At 72.4% G+C, this 15493-nt stretch carries 14 protein-coding genes; 3 read left to right on the top strand and 11 right to left on the bottom strand.

From position 1 onward, the window contains the following. Positions 1-176 precede the first annotated feature (176 nt). Positions 177-1460 (bottom strand): adenylosuccinate synthase, encoded by a 1284-nt coding sequence (locus ACFXOM_RS30225; protein ID WP_384942156.1) that lies wholly within the window; start codon positions 1458-1460, stop codon positions 177-179. 143 nt (positions 1461-1603) lie between these two features. Here ACFXOM_RS30225 and ACFXOM_RS30230 point away from each other — a divergent pair, with 143 nt between their 5' ends. Beyond that, entirely contained in the window at positions 1604-2413 is an 810-nt protein-coding gene (locus tag ACFXOM_RS30230; RefSeq protein ID WP_384942158.1) for a diacylglycerol kinase, read from the top strand. Positions 2414-2614: 201 nt separating this feature from the next. Here the strand turns inward: ACFXOM_RS30230 and ACFXOM_RS30235 are convergent, their stop codons facing one another. Both ACFXOM_RS30235 and ACFXOM_RS30240 read right to left on the bottom strand, forming a co-directional pair. Continuing rightward, complete coding sequence (locus ACFXOM_RS30235; RefSeq protein ID WP_384942159.1) at positions 2615-3757, bottom strand: MerR family transcriptional regulator; 1143 nt, start codon at positions 3755-3757, stop codon at positions 2615-2617. Between the two features lie 71 nt (positions 3758-3828). Beyond that, positions 3829-4332 carry a GbsR/MarR family transcriptional regulator gene (locus tag ACFXOM_RS30240; RefSeq protein WP_384942160.1) on the bottom strand — a complete coding sequence of 168 codons (504 nt, stop codon included), beginning with the start codon at positions 4330-4332 and terminating at the stop codon, positions 3829-3831. Between the two features lie 93 nt (positions 4333-4425). Here ACFXOM_RS30240 and ACFXOM_RS30245 point away from each other — a divergent pair, with 93 nt between their 5' ends. Continuing rightward, the gene (locus ACFXOM_RS30245; protein ID WP_384942161.1) at positions 4426-5355 is read left to right on the top strand and encodes an ATP-binding cassette domain-containing protein; all 930 of its coding nucleotides are present in this window, start codon (positions 4426-4428) and stop codon (positions 5353-5355) included. Next, on the top strand, positions 5352-6968 hold the full coding sequence (locus tag ACFXOM_RS30250) for an ABC transporter permease (protein ID WP_385040431.1): 1617 nt from the start codon (positions 5352-5354) through the stop codon (positions 6966-6968). Before ACFXOM_RS30245 ends, ACFXOM_RS30250 begins: the two co-directional genes overlap by 4 nt. A gap of 122 nt (positions 6969-7090) precedes the next feature. Here the strand turns inward: ACFXOM_RS30250 and ACFXOM_RS30255 are convergent, their stop codons facing one another. From ACFXOM_RS30255 to ACFXOM_RS30290, 8 genes are all read right to left on the bottom strand, one after another. Further along, entirely contained in the window at positions 7091-8308 is a 1218-nt protein-coding gene (locus tag ACFXOM_RS30255; protein ID WP_384948585.1) for a cytochrome P450, read from the bottom strand. Positions 8309-8323: 15 nt separating this feature from the next. Continuing rightward, the gene (locus ACFXOM_RS30260) at positions 8324-8926 is read right to left on the bottom strand and encodes a Uma2 family endonuclease (protein ID WP_384942167.1); all 603 of its coding nucleotides are present in this window, start codon (positions 8924-8926) and stop codon (positions 8324-8326) included. A 97-nt stretch (positions 8927-9023) separates the two neighbouring features. Beyond that, positions 9024-9683, bottom strand: coding sequence for a response regulator (locus ACFXOM_RS30265; protein WP_384942168.1), 660 nt, complete (start codon positions 9681-9683; stop codon positions 9024-9026). Then, complete coding sequence (locus ACFXOM_RS30270) at positions 9680-11032, bottom strand: sensor histidine kinase (protein WP_384942170.1); 1353 nt, start codon at positions 11030-11032, stop codon at positions 9680-9682. Before ACFXOM_RS30270 ends, ACFXOM_RS30265 begins: the two co-directional genes overlap by 4 nt. Positions 11033-11329: 297 nt before the next feature. Further along, positions 11330-12214: an alpha/beta hydrolase family protein gene (locus ACFXOM_RS30275; protein WP_384942172.1), complete on the bottom strand. Its 885-nt coding sequence runs from the start codon at positions 12212-12214 to the stop codon at positions 11330-11332. 77 nt (positions 12215-12291) lie between these two features. Next, the gene (gene kynU / locus ACFXOM_RS30280) at positions 12292-13584 is read right to left on the bottom strand and encodes a kynureninase (RefSeq protein ID WP_385040433.1); all 1293 of its coding nucleotides are present in this window, start codon (positions 13582-13584) and stop codon (positions 12292-12294) included. After that, positions 13577-14431, bottom strand: coding sequence for a tryptophan 2,3-dioxygenase family protein (locus ACFXOM_RS30285; RefSeq protein ID WP_384942176.1), 855 nt, complete (start codon positions 14429-14431; stop codon positions 13577-13579). Before ACFXOM_RS30285 ends, kynU begins: the two co-directional genes overlap by 8 nt. Before the next feature lie 95 nt (positions 14432-14526). Beyond that, on the bottom strand, positions 14527-15357 hold the full coding sequence (locus ACFXOM_RS30290; RefSeq protein WP_384942178.1) for a DUF3152 domain-containing protein: 831 nt from the start codon (positions 15355-15357) through the stop codon (positions 14527-14529). Positions 15358-15493 lie beyond the last annotated feature (136 nt).

Genomic DNA, 15493 nt, shown 5'->3' on the forward strand with positions numbered 1-15493 from the left:
CGGACCTGTACGGGGTGGTCGTGCCACCGGGCGCTCCACCGGTTCCCAGGGGGACCGGGGGGGTCCCCCCCGTCTGGCCGAGGGGGAGGCGTGGTCCGGCGGGACACGTGTCCCGCCGGCCCACCCCGTGGCCCTGCGCGCTCGCCGGCCTGCGTGCTCGCCGACGGAAGGAACCGTCAGAGGAACGAGTTGATCTCGATCGTCTCGGTACGGCCGGGGCCGACCCCGATCGCGGAGATCGGCGCGCCCGACATCTCCTCCAGCGCCTTCACGTACGCCTGCGCGTTCTTCGGCAGGTCGGAGAAGGTCTTGGCCTGGGTGATGTCCTCGGACCAACCCGGCAGGTACTCGTACACCGGCTTCGCGTGGTGGAAGTCGGTCTGGGAGTACGGCAGCTCCTCGACGCGCCGGCCGTCGATCTCGTACGCGACGCAGACCGGGATCTGCTCCCAGCCGGTCAGCACGTCGAGCTTGGTGAGGAAGAAGTCCGTCAGGCCGTTGACCCGGGTCGCGTAGCGGGCGATCACCGCGTCGAACCAGCCGCAGCGGCGGTCCCGGCCGGTGGTGACGCCGCGCTCGCCGCCGATGCGGCGCAGCGCCTCGCCGTCCTCGTCGAACAGCTCCGTCGGGAACGGACCCGCACCGACGCGCGTGGTGTAGGCCTTGAGGATGCCGATGACGCGGCTGATCTTCGTCGGACCGACTCCGGCACCGGTGCAGGCACCGCCCGCGGTCGGGTTCGAGGAGGTGACGAAGGGGTACGTGCCGTGGTCGACGTCGAGGAGGGTGCCCTGGCCGCCCTCGAAGAGGACCACCTTGCCCTCGTCGATGGCGTTGTTCAGGATCAGCGTGGTGTCGGCGACGTACGGCTTCACCTGCTCGGCGTAGCCCAGCATCTCCTCGACGATCCGGTCCGCCTCGATGGCGCGACGGTTGAAGACCTTGGCGAGCAGCTGGTTCTTCTGCTCCAGCGCGGCCTCGACCTTCTGGGCCAGGATCGACTCGTCGTAGAGGTCCTGGACGCGGATGCCGACGCGGTTGATCTTGTCAGCGTAGGTCGGGCCGATCCCACGACCGGTGGTACCGATCTTGCGCTTCCCGAGGAACCGTTCCGTCACCTTGTCGAGGGTGACGTTGTACGGGGTGATGAGATGGGCGTTTCCGCTGATCAGGAGCTTGGACGTGTCGACGCCTCGCTCATTCAGCCCGCTCAGCTCGGAGAGCAGGACCGCCGGATCGACGACGACTCCGTTGCCGATGACCGGGGTGCATCCCGGCGAGAGGATTCCGGAAGGAAGGAGGTGGAGCGCATACTTCTGGTCGCCGACGACGACCGTGTGGCCGGCATTGTTACCACCCTGGTAACGCACGACATAGTCCACGGATCCACCGAGGAGGTCGGTGGCCTTTCCCTTGCCTTCGTCACCCCACTGAGCACCGAGCAGCACGAGTGCGGGCACAGGCGTACACCCCTTCCGGGCGGGGCATGTCCAAGGTCGGGGAGCCTGAGCCGCCAACCGGTGTTGCCCCGGAATAGACGAAGCCCCTGGCGCAATAGCGCAAGGGGCTCTTGCACAAAGATGCTACCCGAGGAAGGACCGAGGTGTCGGCTCCCGACCAGCTCCTGGTGGTCATCGACCCGGTCGCCCGCCGTTTCGACGGCGAGTCCGTACGGATCGTGAAGGATGTGTTGTGTGCCGGGGCGGCGGCGAAGATCTGCCTGCCGGACGGGCCCGAGGAATTCTCTCGGGCCCTGGCCAGAAGGGGTTCCCGCCGGCCCGTCGTGGTGGGGGACGACCGTGCGCTGCTACGCGCCGTAACCGCTCTGCACCGCGGGCGTGAGCTCGGCGACGACGCGCTGTCGTTCGTCCCGGTCGGGTCCGGCACGTCCGTGGACCTCGCCCGGTCCCTGGGGGTGCCGACGGGCGCGGTGGCGGCCGCGCGGGCAGTCCTCGACGGCGTCCCGCACCACCAGGACCTGCTGGTCGACGACAGCGACGGGGTGGTGCTTGCCGACCTCCGCATCCCCGCCTCGCCCCCGGCCTCCGCAGCCGCGGCGGCCGGGGGTTCTGTGTGGCACGCCTGCCGCTCCCTGGTCCGCACCCTCGTCCGGCCCGCGCCGCCCGAGCCGCTGGCGGTGCACCCGCACCGGCTGCGGGTGGAGGCGGACGGGGTGGTGCTGAACGACCTGGACGAGCCGGTCGAGGACGTGCGGGTGCGTGCGGTCGGTGGTGCCGCTGAAGTCACCGTCCAGCGGGAGTCGGCGGCCGAACCGCTGCGGGGCCTGGCGAAGGTGATCACGGTTTCGGGCTCGTCCTTCCGCTACCGCGCGGACGCCCTGGTCGCGGGACCGGTCCGCAAACGGACCTGGACATTCCGCCCCAGGGCGTGGTCGCTGACGCTGCCGGGCTAGCGGGCTCCGCCGGGCCGGGACCGGGCGGCAGCGCCGACCGGCGCCGGTACGGCCGCCCCGCCCGAGCCGCTGGCGGTGCACCCGCACCGGCTGCGAGTGGAGGCGGACGGGGTGGTGCCGGCGGGCTCCGCCGGGCCGGGACCGGGCGGCAGCGCCGACCGGCGCCGGTATGGCCGCGCCCCGGCGGTCCCCGGCCCGCCGTCAGGCTTCCAGGCGCACCGGCATCAGCAGCGAGAAGGTGCCCTCGGCGTCGGGGCGGCGGATCGCCAACGGTGTCGTCGGGCCGCCCAGCTCCAGGACCAGCCGGTCCCGCGCCCCCGCCGCCAGCGCCTGGAGCAGGAAGTCACGGTTGACCCCGACCCGGTCGGCGTGATGGTCGCCGTCCTCGGACACGGCCACACCGCCGTCCGCCGTCACCGCCAGGACGGTGCGGTCGAAGGCGACCCCGTCCTGCTCGCGCACCTCGCCCGCGCGCACCGGGCCGTCCGCGACGGCAGCCCGCAGCGCCGCGGTGTCGACCTCGACCCGACGCCCGGCGGGCAACCGGACCAGCCTGCGGTAGTCGGGGAAGCCTCGCCCGAGGCCCCGGCCGCCCGCCTGGCCGCCGCCGGCCTCGAGCGTGATCCGGTCTCCGTCCACCGTGAGCCGCGCCGCCGCCGAGCCGTCGGCACGCGACGCACCCCCGGCACTCACCGCGCCGTCCGCGGCTCGCGCGTCCCCGGCGCCCCCGAGCAGTGCCCGCATGGCGTCGACGAGCGCCGACGGTACGACGATCTGCACCCGCCCCCCGCCGTGCCCGGCCGTCGCAGCGCGCGCGACGGCCAGCCGGTAGCGGTCGGTCGCCACGACCCGCATTCCGTCGCCCTCGACGTCGAACAGCACCCCGGCGAGCATCGGCAGCGCCGGATCCGCGCCGCCGGCCGCGAACCGCACGGCGTCCAGCGCCCCCAGCAACTCGGTAGCGGAAACGGACACCTGGGCGGTGGTGGTCACGGTCACGGGTTTCTCCCTGTCCTCGATCAGCGTTCGGACCGTGGAGAACTCCCTGCGGGCATCGGACAACCCGCGTTCCAGGCGGCGCAGGTGCTCCTCCAGGAGCCCCCGCACCAGGCCGGCATCCCCTCCCGCCCAGCCCGCCAGGGCCAGCCGGATGTCCGACAGCGGCATGCCCGCCCGGCGCAACCGGGCGAGCAGCCGGGCCTCGTCGAGCTGCTCGGGCCCGTACCACCGGTAGCTGCTCAGCGGGTCCACGTGAACGGGGACCAGCACCCCCGAGCGGTCGTAGAACCGCAGGGCGCTGGCGGTCAGCCCGCTGTCCCGAGCCATCTCACCGATGCTTCGCATCTCGCTCTCCACAGCCGGGACTCTGGGCCCTCGACAAGGTCGAGGGTCAAACGGCACGGGCACGGACGGCGTCAGGTCGTGCCGAAGACCCGCTCGCGGTGCGCCCGCCAGCGCTCCATCAGCTGCGCCAGCTCCTTCTCCATGAACTCGAAGAACTCCAGTGTCTCGGCGATCCGGCGGCCCGCCGCCGAGTCGGCGCCGAGGCTCGCCACCCCGTCGCGCAGGGTGACCTCCCAACGCCTCAGGATCTGGTCGCGGTTGGTCAGAGCCTCGTACCACTGGTCGCTGTGCACCCGGTAGCGGTCGCGGCGCGAGCCCGGCTCGCGTTCCCGCGTCACCATGTTGACCTGGGCGAGGTAGCGGATCGCCCCGGACACCGCAGCCGGGCTGACCTTGAGCTGCTCGCCGAGCTCGGCGGACGTCATCACGCCCGAGTCGGAGGCGAGGATGGCGGCGAAGACCCGGGAGGGCATCCGGGTCATGCCGGCCTCGACGAGTTGAGCGGCGAAGCGCTCCACGAAGACGGACACGGCCTCTTCGTCGCGTGGTGGGCTGCTCGCGCGCTGTTCGGTCACCTTCGAATCATCTCCCCTGCTCACGGCCACGGGGTCAAGTTTATACACTTCCTTAACTTCACAATTTTATGAACACAGCGTACGTTCTGAATCATGACGAAGGCAATCACTGTCTCCGGGCTGCACAAGTCGTTCGGTCGCAGCCACGCCCTGGACGGCCTCGACCTCGACGTCGAAACCGGCGAGGTCCACGGCTTCCTCGGCCCCAACGGCTCGGGGAAGTCCACCACCATCCGGATCCTGCTGGGACTGCTGCGCCCCGACTCGGGTAGCGCCCGGCTGCTCGGCGGGGACCCCTGGCGGGACGCGGTGGAGCTGCACCGGCGGGTCGCCTACGTCCCCGGCGACGTCACCCTGTGGCGCAACCTCTCCGGCGGCGAGGTCATCGACCTCTACGGCAGGCTGCGGGGAGGGCTGGACGCGACGCGGCGGGCCCGGCTGATCGAGCGGTTCGAGTTGGACCCCACCAAGAAGGGCCGCGCCTACTCCAAGGGAAACCGCCAGAAGGTCGCCCTGGTCGCCGCCTTCGCGTCCGACGTCGACGTACTGATCCTCGACGAGCCGACCTCGGGCCTCGACCCGCTGATGGAAGGGGTCTTCCAGAGCTGCGTCGCCGAGGAGCGGGACCGCGGCCGGACGGTCCTGCTGTCCAGCCACGTCCTGAGCGAGGTCGAGGCGCTCTGCGACCGGGTCAGCATCATCCGCAAGGGCCGCACCGTGGAGAGCGGTTCGCTCGCCGACCTGCGCCACCTCACCCGCACCAGCGTGACCGCCGAACTGGCTCGCCCCGCCGGCGGGCTGGCGGAGCTGCCCGGCGTACACGACCTCGACGTCCGGGGCAGCCGGGTCAGGCTCCAGGTCGACACGGACAAGCTGGACGCGGTGCTGCGCTCACTCACCGGGTCGGGGCTGCGCTCACTGACCTGCACCCCACCCACCCTGGAGGAACTGTTCCTGCGTCACTACCAGGACGACGTACGCAGCAGTGACGGCACACCCGCCGAAGGGGCGATGGCACGATGACCGCCGTCGCAGAGGCCACCGCCCGGGCGGCACGGACCACAGCCTCCCGGCCACTGGCGGGCACGGGGACACTGCTCAGGCTCGCCCTGCGCCGCGACCGCCTCGTGCTGCCGCTCTGGGTCGTGGTCATCGGCGGCATGGTCGCCAGCGGTGCCGGCACCCTGGAGGGCCTGTACGGAACGGCAGCCGCACGCGCCGGCCTCGCCGCATCGATGGACGCCAACAGCTCGATGCGCTCGCTGTACGGTCCCGTCTTCGACGACTCGCTCGGAGCGCTCGTCGCCTGGCGGTTCGCCACCTTCGCCGCCGTGCTGGCCGCGGTGATGAGCCTGGTCCTCGTCGTCCGGCACACCCGCGAGGAAGAGGAGAGCGGCCGTCAGGAAGTGCTGTCCTCCGCCGTGGTGGGGCGCCGCGCGCCCCTCACAGCCGCCCTGCTCACCGCCGTGATCGGCGATACGGCCGTGGCCGTCCTGATCACGGTCGGGCTGGCCGCGCAAGGCGTCGGGGGCGCGTTCGCCCTCGGCGCGGCGATCGGGGGGACCGGCGTGCTGTTCGCCACCACGGCGGCGATCGCCGCCCAGCTGACCGAGAGCGCCAGGCTCGCCAAGGGCCTGACCGCGGGCGCGCTGGGGCTGGCCTTCGTGCTGCGGGCCGCGGGCGACGCGGGATCGGCCGACGGCGGCTCCGTGCTGACGTGGCTGTCGCCGATCGGCTGGGCGGAGAACGTACGGTCCTTCGCCGACGAGCGCTGGTGGGTGCTGCTGCTGATCGCCGCCGCGGTCACCGCCCAGGCCGCCGTCGCGTACACCCTGGCCGGGCGGCGGGACATCGGGATGAGCTTCCTCCCCGCCCGGCCGGGTCCCGCGCAGGGCCGGCTCGCGACCGCGGGCGGCCTCGCATGGCGTCTGCAGCGCGGCTCGCTCCTCGGCTGGAGCGTGGGCTATCTGCTGGCCGGGACCGTCTTCGGCGGCATGGCGAGCGGCGCCGCGGACCTGGTCGGGGACAACCCGCAGGCCAGGGAGATCTTCGAGCGCATGGGCGGTCAGTCGGGTCTGACCGACGCCTTCCTCGCCGCGATGGTCGGCATGTTCGGGATGGTGGCCGCGCTCTTCGCGGTGGGGTCCGTACTGCGGCTGCACTCCGAGGAGACCTCACAGCGCGCCGAACCGGTGCTCGCGAACGCCGTCGGCAGACTCACCTGGGCGGCCGGCCACCTGGCCGTCGCCTTCGGCGGAGCGGCAGTGATCATGTTGCTCAGCGGAGCGGGCCTGGCCCTCGGACACGGCGGCGGGTCGGCCGCGATCCTCGGCGCCTCACTGATGCAGCTCCCCGCGGTATGGACACTGGCCGGGCTCGCCCTGCTGCTGTACGGGGTGGCACCGCGGGCGGCCGCGGCCGGCTGGGGCGTGGCCGGTCTGTGCCTGCTGCTCGGTTGGATCGGGCCGGCACTGGACCTCCCGCAACCGGTCCTGAACCTGTCCCCCTTCGGCCATCTGCCGAAGCTGCCGGGCGCCGAGATGGCCTGGTCCCCCGTACTGGTGCTGACCGCACTGGCGGCGGTCCTGGTGGCGGCGGGCCTGGCGGCGCTGCGCCGGCGGGACGTGACGTGCTGATCCCACCGCCTTGCCGGTGCGGCGCCCCCCCTTGCAGCCGAGCGGGTGGGGCGCCGCACCGCGCACCCGCCGTGGGCGGCGCCGCCGGGCCGGGCGGGCGGCCGCCGCCTGCCAGCCCCGGCTCAGAGCTCGACGAGCAGCTCGCGCACTCCCCTGATGACGTACCCCGGCTTCCACTCCGGCTCGGCGGCGAGCCGCATCGTCGGTGCCTCGCGCAGCAACTCGCCGAACGAGGCAGCCAGTTCGATACGGGCTAGCGGGGCACCGAGGCAGTAGTGGATGCCCGCGCCGAAGGTGATGTGCGGGTTGTCCGGCCGGGCGAGGTCCAGTTCGTCGGGCCGCCCGAACCGGGCCGGGTCGCGGTTGGCCGAGCCGAAGAGCAACGCCAGTTCGGAGCCCCGCGGCACGACGGTGCCGCCGATCTCGATGTCGTCGAGCACCCACCGCTCGAACATCTGCAGCGGGGTGTCGTAGCGCATCAGTTCTTCCACGGCCGTGGACAGCATGGAGTGGTCGGCCCGTAGGGAGGCGAGCTGCCCGGGATGACGGAACAGCGTCCACCAGCCGTTCGCCGTCGTGTTGACGGTCGCCTCGTGACCGGCGTTCAGCAGGAGCACGCAGGTGGAGATCATCTCCTGCTCGCTGAGCCTGTCCCCCTCGTCGTGGGCGGCGATCAGCGCGGAAACCAGGTCGTCCCCCGGCTCCTTGCGTCGCGCGCCGATCAGCTCCCTCAGGTACCCCGAGAATTCGAGCGAGGCACGGACGGCACGGGACGCCGTCTCCTCGGAGGGGTTCAGCTCGTACATCCCGCAGATGTCCGCCGACCAGGGACGCAACAGCCCCCGGTCCTGCTCGGGGATCCCCAGCATCTCCGCGATGACGCCGACCGGAAGGGGCTCGGCGACCTCCGCGAGCAGATCACCACCCCCCGCCTTCACGAGGTCCGCCACCAGGGCGGAAGCGAGCCGTTGGACCGTCGGTTCCAACGCCTGCACCGTCCGCGGCGTGAACGCCTTGGTCACCAGTCGGCGGATGCGCGTGTGGTCGGGGGCCTCGAGGTCCAGCAGCCCGTGGTCGTTGAGGGTGTGGAACGGTTCGTGCGCCGCGGGCGGAGGCGTCCGCCCGAACTCCTCGTGCGTGAAGCGGTGCAGGTAGGTGCGGCCGAGCCTGCGGTCCCGCAGCAGCGCCGACACGTCCGCGTGGGCGGGGACGAGCCACTGGCGGGTCGGCTCGAAGAAGTGCACCCGGCCCCGCGCGCGGAGCTCCGCGTACGCCGGGTAGGGGTCGGCGACGAAGGCGGGCGACCAGGGGGCGAAGGGCGTGGCGGAGAGGGCGTCCATGTGCGGACGCTAGGGTCAGCGGACGTAGTTCTTCAAGACGTCCGTGTCGAGCTCGATGCCGACGGGGTCGGGGAGAGCGACCGTGGCGCCGAAGGCGACCTTGTGCACATCGCGGTAGCCCCGGCCGCTCTCCGGGTCCGGATCGCTGTGCACGGTGACCGTGCACTCATCGCGGTCGATGAGCAGGAAGACGGGGATGCCCGCGTCGGCGTAGGCGATCGGCTTCTCCTCGCGGTCGCGCTTGTCGGTGTCATGGTCGTACGAGGTGATCTCGACCGTCATCAGCACACCGTCGGGGCTGGCCCACTCTCCCTGTCCGGCGAAGGTGCCCCGGGGGGCGAGGGAGCCGTCCGGCCTCCCCCTGCCCTTGCGGTACGACTCGAGTTCGAGACCCTGATCACCGCTGTAGAGACCGAGCTCCGGCCGATGCTGCATGCACAGCGCCGACAGCCACATCCAGATCTCGTTGTGGTCGCCGTCAGGCACGCCCTTGTCCCCGATCCGTCCGTTGATGAACTCCAACCTGACGGCTCCGTCGGACTCCTTGGCGGCGAACTCGGCGATCTTCTCGAACTCGTCGACCGTCATCTGTGACGTGCGCTCTGCCATAACCGTCATGGTGCACTCCTTCCGGTGCTCTGGCCAGTGTGGCCAGAGCATTCGCGCCCCGCGGCGGTTCACGCACCGATCACCCTTGCGTGTGTCCCTTCCCTGCCTACCCCGGCGTCACCAGCCTCGCCTCGTACGCGAACACCGCCGCCTGGGTACGGTCCCGCAGGCCCAGCTTCACCAGGATCCGACTCACATGGGTCTTGATCGTGGACTCGGCGACGACGAGGTGCTCGGCGATCTCCGCGTTCGACAGACCCTGGGCGATCAGGACCAGCACCTCCGTCTCCCGTTCGGTCAGATCGCCGATCTGGGCCAGCGCGGGCGGCCGTGGCGAAACCGAGATCCGCGAGAACTCGGTGATCAGGCGGCGGGTGACGGTCGGCGCGAGCAGCGCCTCGCCGGCCGCGACGACCCGTACTCCCTCGGCGAGTTGCCGGGCGGAGGCGTCCTTGAGGAGGAAGCCCGACGCACCCGCCCGGAGCGCCTGGTACACGTACTCGTCGAGGTCGAAGGTCGTCAGCACGAGCACCTTGGCGTCGGCGTCGGCCGCAACGATCTCCCGGGTCGCCTCGATGCCGCTGAGCTCCGGCATCCGGATGTCCATCAGCACCACGTCCGGGCGCAGGGCGGCCACCTGGGAGACTGCTTCGCGACCGTTGACCGCCTCGCCGATCACCTCGATGTCCGGCATCGCGTTCAGCAGCACGGAGAAGCCCTCGCGGACCATCGCCTGGTCGTCGGCGATCAGCACACGGATGGTCATGCGGTCTCGTCCTTCACGACGGGGAGGAACGCGGCCACCTCGTAGCCGCCGTCCGTGGTCGGCTCGGCAGTCATCTCGCCGTTCAACATCGCCACCCGCTCCCGCATGCCGGTGATGCCGTGGCCGGCGCCCGTCGACAGGGGCCGCCGGGGTTGCGGTTCGGCGAGCCCCCGTGCCGGTCCGTTGACGATCCGCAGCCCGAGTCCGCCGAGCACGTAGCTCACCTCCACCCCCGCGGATGCGCCGGGGGCGTGACGCAGGGCGTTGCTCAACGCCTCCTGGATGATCCGGTACGCCGACAGTGCGACGCCCTGCGGCAGTTCGCGCACCGCGCCGGTGACCGTCAGATCCACCCGGAGCCCCGCCTCGCGGACGTTGGCCAGGAGCCCGTCCAGGTCGGCGAGCGTCGGCTGGGGCGCGTCCGGGGCCTCGTAGTCCTCCGCCCGCACCACGCCGAGCACCCGGCGCAGCTCGGTGAGGGCGGCCACCGCGTTCTCCCGGATCGTCACGAAGGCCTGCTCCAGCTCCGGCGGCGGGTTCTCGACCCGGTAGGGGGCCGCCTCCGCCTGGATCGCGACGACCGACATGTGGTGGGCGACCACGTCGTGCAGCTCACGAGCGATGGTGGTGCGCTCCTCCAGCAGGGTGCGCCGGTCGCGCTCCACGGCGGTGACCGTCCGCTGCGCGGTCACTTCCTGCTCCGCCTCCCGGCGCACGTGCCGCACGGTCACCACGAGGAGGGCGAGCGCGGAGACGAACAGCATCGGTGCCGTGTTCCCGCCGTACTCGTGCTCGAAGGCGAACCCGACGAATCCGCCGTAGACACCGGTGACCACCCACATCCAGGCGGCGGTACGGGGCCGAGTCCTGGCGGCGACGACGGTCAGCACGACGAGGTGCGCCATGAAGGAGGTGGCGGACCACGGCCAACCGTCCCAATCCGCCACCATGGAGACGAAGGGGGCGGAGGCGAGCGACAGCCAGAACGCGGCCACCGGCCGGACCAGCGTCATCAGCACCGCGGCCGCGGGTATGAGGCCGGTCAGCATGAACAGGGCGCCACTCTCGCTGCCCGGGCTCCTCCCGTCGTAGGCGACGCACACGACCACGAACGCGGCGAAGCCCACGAGGACGTGCGGGGTCCAGACCGCCCAGTGGCGCAGTCTGCCGGGCAGCCGGCGGATAAGGCGGCCGCCCTGGCCGAGCGGCGGGAGCGGCCGGTAGGCGAAGACGTCCTCGGTGAGATCGTCACGCAGGCCCTTGAGCGCGCCAAGGGCCAGACGGATCTCGGGGCTGCTGCCCGTGGCGTCGATGTGCGGGATGCGCCGCGTGGTCTCGGAATCGGTCACGTCAGCCAAGGTACGGGGGCGAGCGGGGCAGGTCGTCACCTGTGATGCGGATCCTCCCGCGTCCGTCCCAGGTACTACGCGGTGGCGGGCGGGCTGGCCTACGAGACCGCCCCGGCGGGCAGGACGCGCGGCGCAGGACGCGCGGGATAGGACGGGCGAAGTGCCCCGGCCCCTCCCTGGATCCCCCGGAGTCGCTGCGGACCCCACAGGCCGACGGCGCACCCGGCCGACCGGGGGCTTCTGGCGACCCGGGAAGCGGCGGCTCCGAAGTCGTCCGGCGGTGAGGCCCCTCCCTCCTCACCACGCCAGTTGGGCGATCTCCTCCGCCACCACCGCGCACGCATCCGCCGCGGGATCGATCAGGGGGAAGTGACCCACGCCCTCGAGAAGCGTGAAGCCGACGGTCTCACCCGCCTTCGCCGCCGCGTCCACGTACGCCTCGGCGACGGCCTGTGGCACCACCACGTCCTCGCACCCCTGCACGACGGTCGTCGCGATCCCCGTGGGCAACAGCAGCGCCGGATCCGTGTGGACGGCGCGCTCCGCGTACTGCTTCTCCCCACCGAGGAGCTGGTGCACCGCGCCCCCGCAGACGGACATCGCGACCGCCCTCGCGAAGTCCGCGATCGGGGCGAGCGCCACGACGCCGCGCAGTTGCGGAGGTGCCGCCAGCCGCCACGGCGAGTCGGCGGGCAGCACGTGCCGGGCCGCCGCCCACAGCGCGAGGTGCCCACCGGCCGAGTGGCCGGTGATGACGGTACGCCGCTGATCGGCCCGCGGCAGTGCCGCACGGGCGAGGTCCGGCAGGGCGTCAAGCGCGGCGGCGACGTCGTCGAACGTGTCCGGCCAGCGCCCGGCGAGCGGCCCGCCGCCACCGTCCGCGTCGCGCGGCTGGGGCAGCGAACCTCCCCGGCGGTACTCGACGTTGGCCACGGCGAAGCCACGCCGCGCCAAGAAGTCCGCGAGGGGCGTCACGTGCTGCCGGTCGTAGGGCGCCCGCCACGCCCCGCCGTGCAGCAGCACCACGAGGGGCGCCGTGCGGTCGCCGCCGTCACGCGGGGCGTAGAAGTCGACGACCTGGTCGGGGTGTTCGCCGTAGGCGGCCGAGGCGTCGGGGGCGACGGCAGGGTGGGACAGGGCCGAGGCCTCTTCGGCGGCATCGCGAGCGGCGGGGTCCGGCATGCTGCTCCAACCTTTCGATGAGGGGGCCGAATCGGCCTGACCAGCGGGGACGGTACCAGGCCCCCGGCCCCCTGCGATCAGCCCCGCGGCGACGTCCTCCTGCCGGCCGGAATCTCCTCGAGGACCTCCGCGAGGACCCGCGCCGCGCGCTCGGTGTCCGCGAATCCGACGTAGAGCGGGGTGAACCCGAATCGCAACACGTCAGGACGGCGGAGATCACCGACCACCCCGCGTTCGATCAGGGCCGCCATCACCGCGGGCGCCTCCGGGCAGGACAGCGCGACCTGACTGCCGCGCTCCGCGTGCGCCAGCGGGGTGAGCGATGTGACCCTCCTCCCATGCCCTGCGTCGTGGGGGGACCCCCGGTCCGGCACGTACGCCTCGACACACTCCAGGAAGAAGTCGGTGAGGGCGAGGCTCTTGGCCCGCACCGCCTCCACCTGCACCCCGTCCCAGACGTCGAGTGCCGCCTCCAACGCCAGCATCGACAGGATGTCGGGCGTGCCGACCCTGCCCCGTACCGCCCCATCGGCCGGGGAGAACCCGGAGACCATGGCGAACGGGTCGGCGTGCGAGTTCCAGCCGGGCAGCGGCGAGTCGAACCGGTCCTGGTGGCGCTCGGCGACGTACAGGTACGCCGGCGCACCCGGTCCTCCGTTGAGGTACTTGTAGGTGCAGCCCACGGCCAGGTCCACGGCATGCGCGTCGAGGCCCACGGGCAGGGCGCCCGCACTGTGGCACAGGTCCCAGACCGCCAGAGCCCCCGCCTCGTGCACGGCCGCCGTGAGCGCCGGCAGGTCGTGCAGCCGGCCCGTGCGGTAGTCCACGTGGTTGACCAGGGCGACGGCCGTCCGCGGCCCGAGCGCCGACGGCAGCTCCGCGGGGGTGACGGGCACGATCCGACGGCCGGTCAGCCGGGCTGCGGACTGGGCGATGTAGCCGTCCGTGGGGAAGGTCGTGGCGTCGACGACGATCTCGTCGCGGCCGGCCGGTGCCATACGGACGGCGGCCACCAGCGCCTTGAAGATGTTGACGCTCGTGGAGTCGCCGACGACGACCTGGCCGGGGGCAGCGCCGACCAGCGGGGCGATCCGGTCGCCGATCCGCTCGGGCGCGGTCCACCAGCCGCTCTCGTCCCAGGAACGGATGCGCAGCTCGCCCCACTGCCGGGTGACCACGTCGGCCAGCCGGTCCGAGACGTTGCGGGGCAGCGCGCCCAGCGAGTTCCCGTCGAGGTAGACGGCGGTGTCGTCGAGCGCGAACAGCTCGCGGCACTTGGCCAGGTCGTCGGCGGCGTCCAGCGACGCCGCCCGCTGCGCAAGGCTGGTCGCGGTGTGCGGCGCGACGCGGTGCGGGGTCGGCTCAGACATGGCTGCGCGCCGTCCACAGCTCGGGGAACACGTTCTTGGCGGCCCGCTTCTCGAGCCAGGCGACGCCCGCGGAACCGCCCGTGCCCGCCTTGGCGCCCATGGCCCGGCGCGTGGCGACCAGATGGTCGTTGCGCCAGCGCCACACCAGCTCGCCGACGTCGGTCAACGCCTCGCCGAGCCTCACGAGTTCACCGGCCGGGCCGTCGGAGGGCTCGGCCGCGTAGACGGACGCCCAGACGGCCTCGACCTCGGGCGATGCTTCGTAGCGCTGCGAAGCATCGCGGTCGAGCACGTCCCGGGGCACGGGCAGCCCGCGCCGGGCGAGCAACCGCAGCACCTCGTCGTAGAGGCTCGGCTCGTGCAGGGCCTTCTCCAGCTCGGCGTGGACCCGCGGGGCGCCGCGGTGCGGCACCAGCATCGACGCCGACTTCTCACCGAGGAGGAACTCCATGCGCCGGTACATGGCCGACTGGAAGCCCGAGCCCTCACCGAGGGCGTTGCGGTAGGAGTTGAACTGGACGGGCGTGAGCTGCGCCAGTGGCCGCCACGAGGCGTTCAGTGCGTCCAGCTCGCGCACGGAACGCTTCAGCGCGTCGATCGCGACGGGGAGGTCGTCCCTGCGCAGGGCGCGGGATGCGGTCTCCCACTCGTGGACGATGACGGTGAACCACAGCTCCATCACCTGGGTGGTGACCAGGAAGACCATCTCTCCGGGATCGTCGGAGAGCGGGTGCTGGAGGTGGGTGAGGACGTCCGCCTGGACGTAGTCCTCGTAGGGAGTGGTGCCCGCGAAGTCGAGATTCGGGGTGACCGAACCGGCTCCGGAGGCATCGGGATACTGCGACATCGCTGTCTCCTGACACGGGTGTCCGGGTAGCGGTCCGCCCCTTTCCGTTGGTGGTTTCGGAGCTCCGGTCCCCTGCCGGCATCATAATCCGCGCGTCAGGGGATGGCAGGGCCCGTGATGTAGCTTCCGTCACTGCCGTACGGCCAGGCGTTCGCCACGCAGCCCTTCAGCCCCTTGATCTGCTGCATCATCACCGGGGCGGGTCTGCCCGGTCCCGGGCAGCCCAGGTGCTTGCGGATGCCGATCTCATGGCCGACCTCGTGGTTGATGATGAGGTGGCGGTACTCCGACGGCTGCCCGGTGAACGTCGGCGAACCGAGCAGCCAACGGCGCAGGTTCACCACCACGCCGTCGGAGGTCTCGCAGTTCAGTTCCCCTCCGGTGTCCAGGCCCTCGGCACGGCAGAGCCCGTCGGCGGTCTTCGGAGTGGCGATGCGGATGACGAAGTCGGCCTTCGCCCCGGCTGGGACCAGCTGGAAGCGGCCGCGTCCGTGCGCCGCCCAGGACTGCGGGTGGGCGATGATCTGCTCGATCTCGGCCGCCGCCCGGGGCGCCGCGATGCCCGCGCCGTCCTCGACCTCCACCCGGTAGCGGCGCAACTGCCCCGCGCCGACCGGCTCTCCGGACGAATCCGCCCCCGCGAACGTCCCCGCGCCGGAGGCGGGCACGTCGGCGGGGGGCGGCTTCCCGGCGGACGCGCTGGGCGAGGTCCCGTCGGGCTCGTCGGCGTCCGCGCCACCGCGCACGGGTGGTGTGGAGGAGGCTTCCGGTGGCACCGGTCGGGGCGCCTGCGTCACCTCCGGGCCCCCCGGGGCGGGGGGCAGGGCCGCGGACGGCTCGCCGGCACCCCGCTGCCAGTGGGCGACGGCGGCGCCCGCCCCGAGGGCCACGAGCCCCAGCGCCGCGGCGGCCAGCGGCAGCCGCACCCTCCTACGGTTCCGTCCGGCAGCTCGCTTGCCCACGGCATGCCCCCCGTCGCACTCGATGGTCTGTGCGATTCTCCGCGCCTCGCACGACATGCCAACGGACGGGCACCGCAAAGGGTGCCCGTCCGTTCGGGGG

The sequence above is a fragment of the Streptomyces sp. NPDC059169 genome, from assembly GCF_042755225.1.
GTDB lineage: Bacteria > Actinomycetota > Actinomycetes > Streptomycetales > Streptomycetaceae > Streptomyces.

What these genes read in the sequence shown, in the direction of transcription:
- ACFXOM_RS30235 (WP_384942159.1), bottom strand. Translation starts at nt 3,757, where the DNA reads ATGCGAAGCATCGGTGAGATGGCTCGGGACAGCGGGCTGACCGCCAGC.
- ACFXOM_RS30245 (WP_384942161.1), top strand. Translation starts at nt 4,426, where the DNA reads ATGACGAAGGCAATCACTGTCTCCGGGCTGCACAAGTCGTTCGGTCGC.
- ACFXOM_RS30250 (WP_385040431.1), top strand. Translation starts at nt 5,352, where the DNA reads ATGACCGCCGTCGCAGAGGCCACCGCCCGGGCGGCACGGACCACAGCC.
- ACFXOM_RS30255 (WP_384948585.1), bottom strand. Translation starts at nt 8,308, where the DNA reads ATGGACGCCCTCTCCGCCACGCCCTTCGCCCCCTGGTCGCCCGCCTTC.
- ACFXOM_RS30260 (WP_384942167.1), bottom strand. Translation starts at nt 8,926, where the DNA reads ATGACGGTTATGGCAGAGCGCACGTCACAGATGACGGTCGACGAGTTC.
- ACFXOM_RS30265 (WP_384942168.1), bottom strand. Translation starts at nt 9,683, where the DNA reads ATGACCATCCGTGTGCTGATCGCCGACGACCAGGCGATGGTCCGCGAG.
- ACFXOM_RS30275 (WP_384942172.1), bottom strand. Translation starts at nt 12,214, where the DNA reads ATGCCGGACCCCGCCGCTCGCGATGCCGCCGAAGAGGCCTCGGCCCTG.
- kynU (WP_385040433.1), bottom strand. Translation starts at nt 13,584, where the DNA reads ATGTCTGAGCCGACCCCGCACCGCGTCGCGCCGCACACCGCGACCAGC.
- ACFXOM_RS30285 (WP_384942176.1), bottom strand. Translation starts at nt 14,431, where the DNA reads ATGTCGCAGTATCCCGATGCCTCCGGAGCCGGTTCGGTCACCCCGAAT.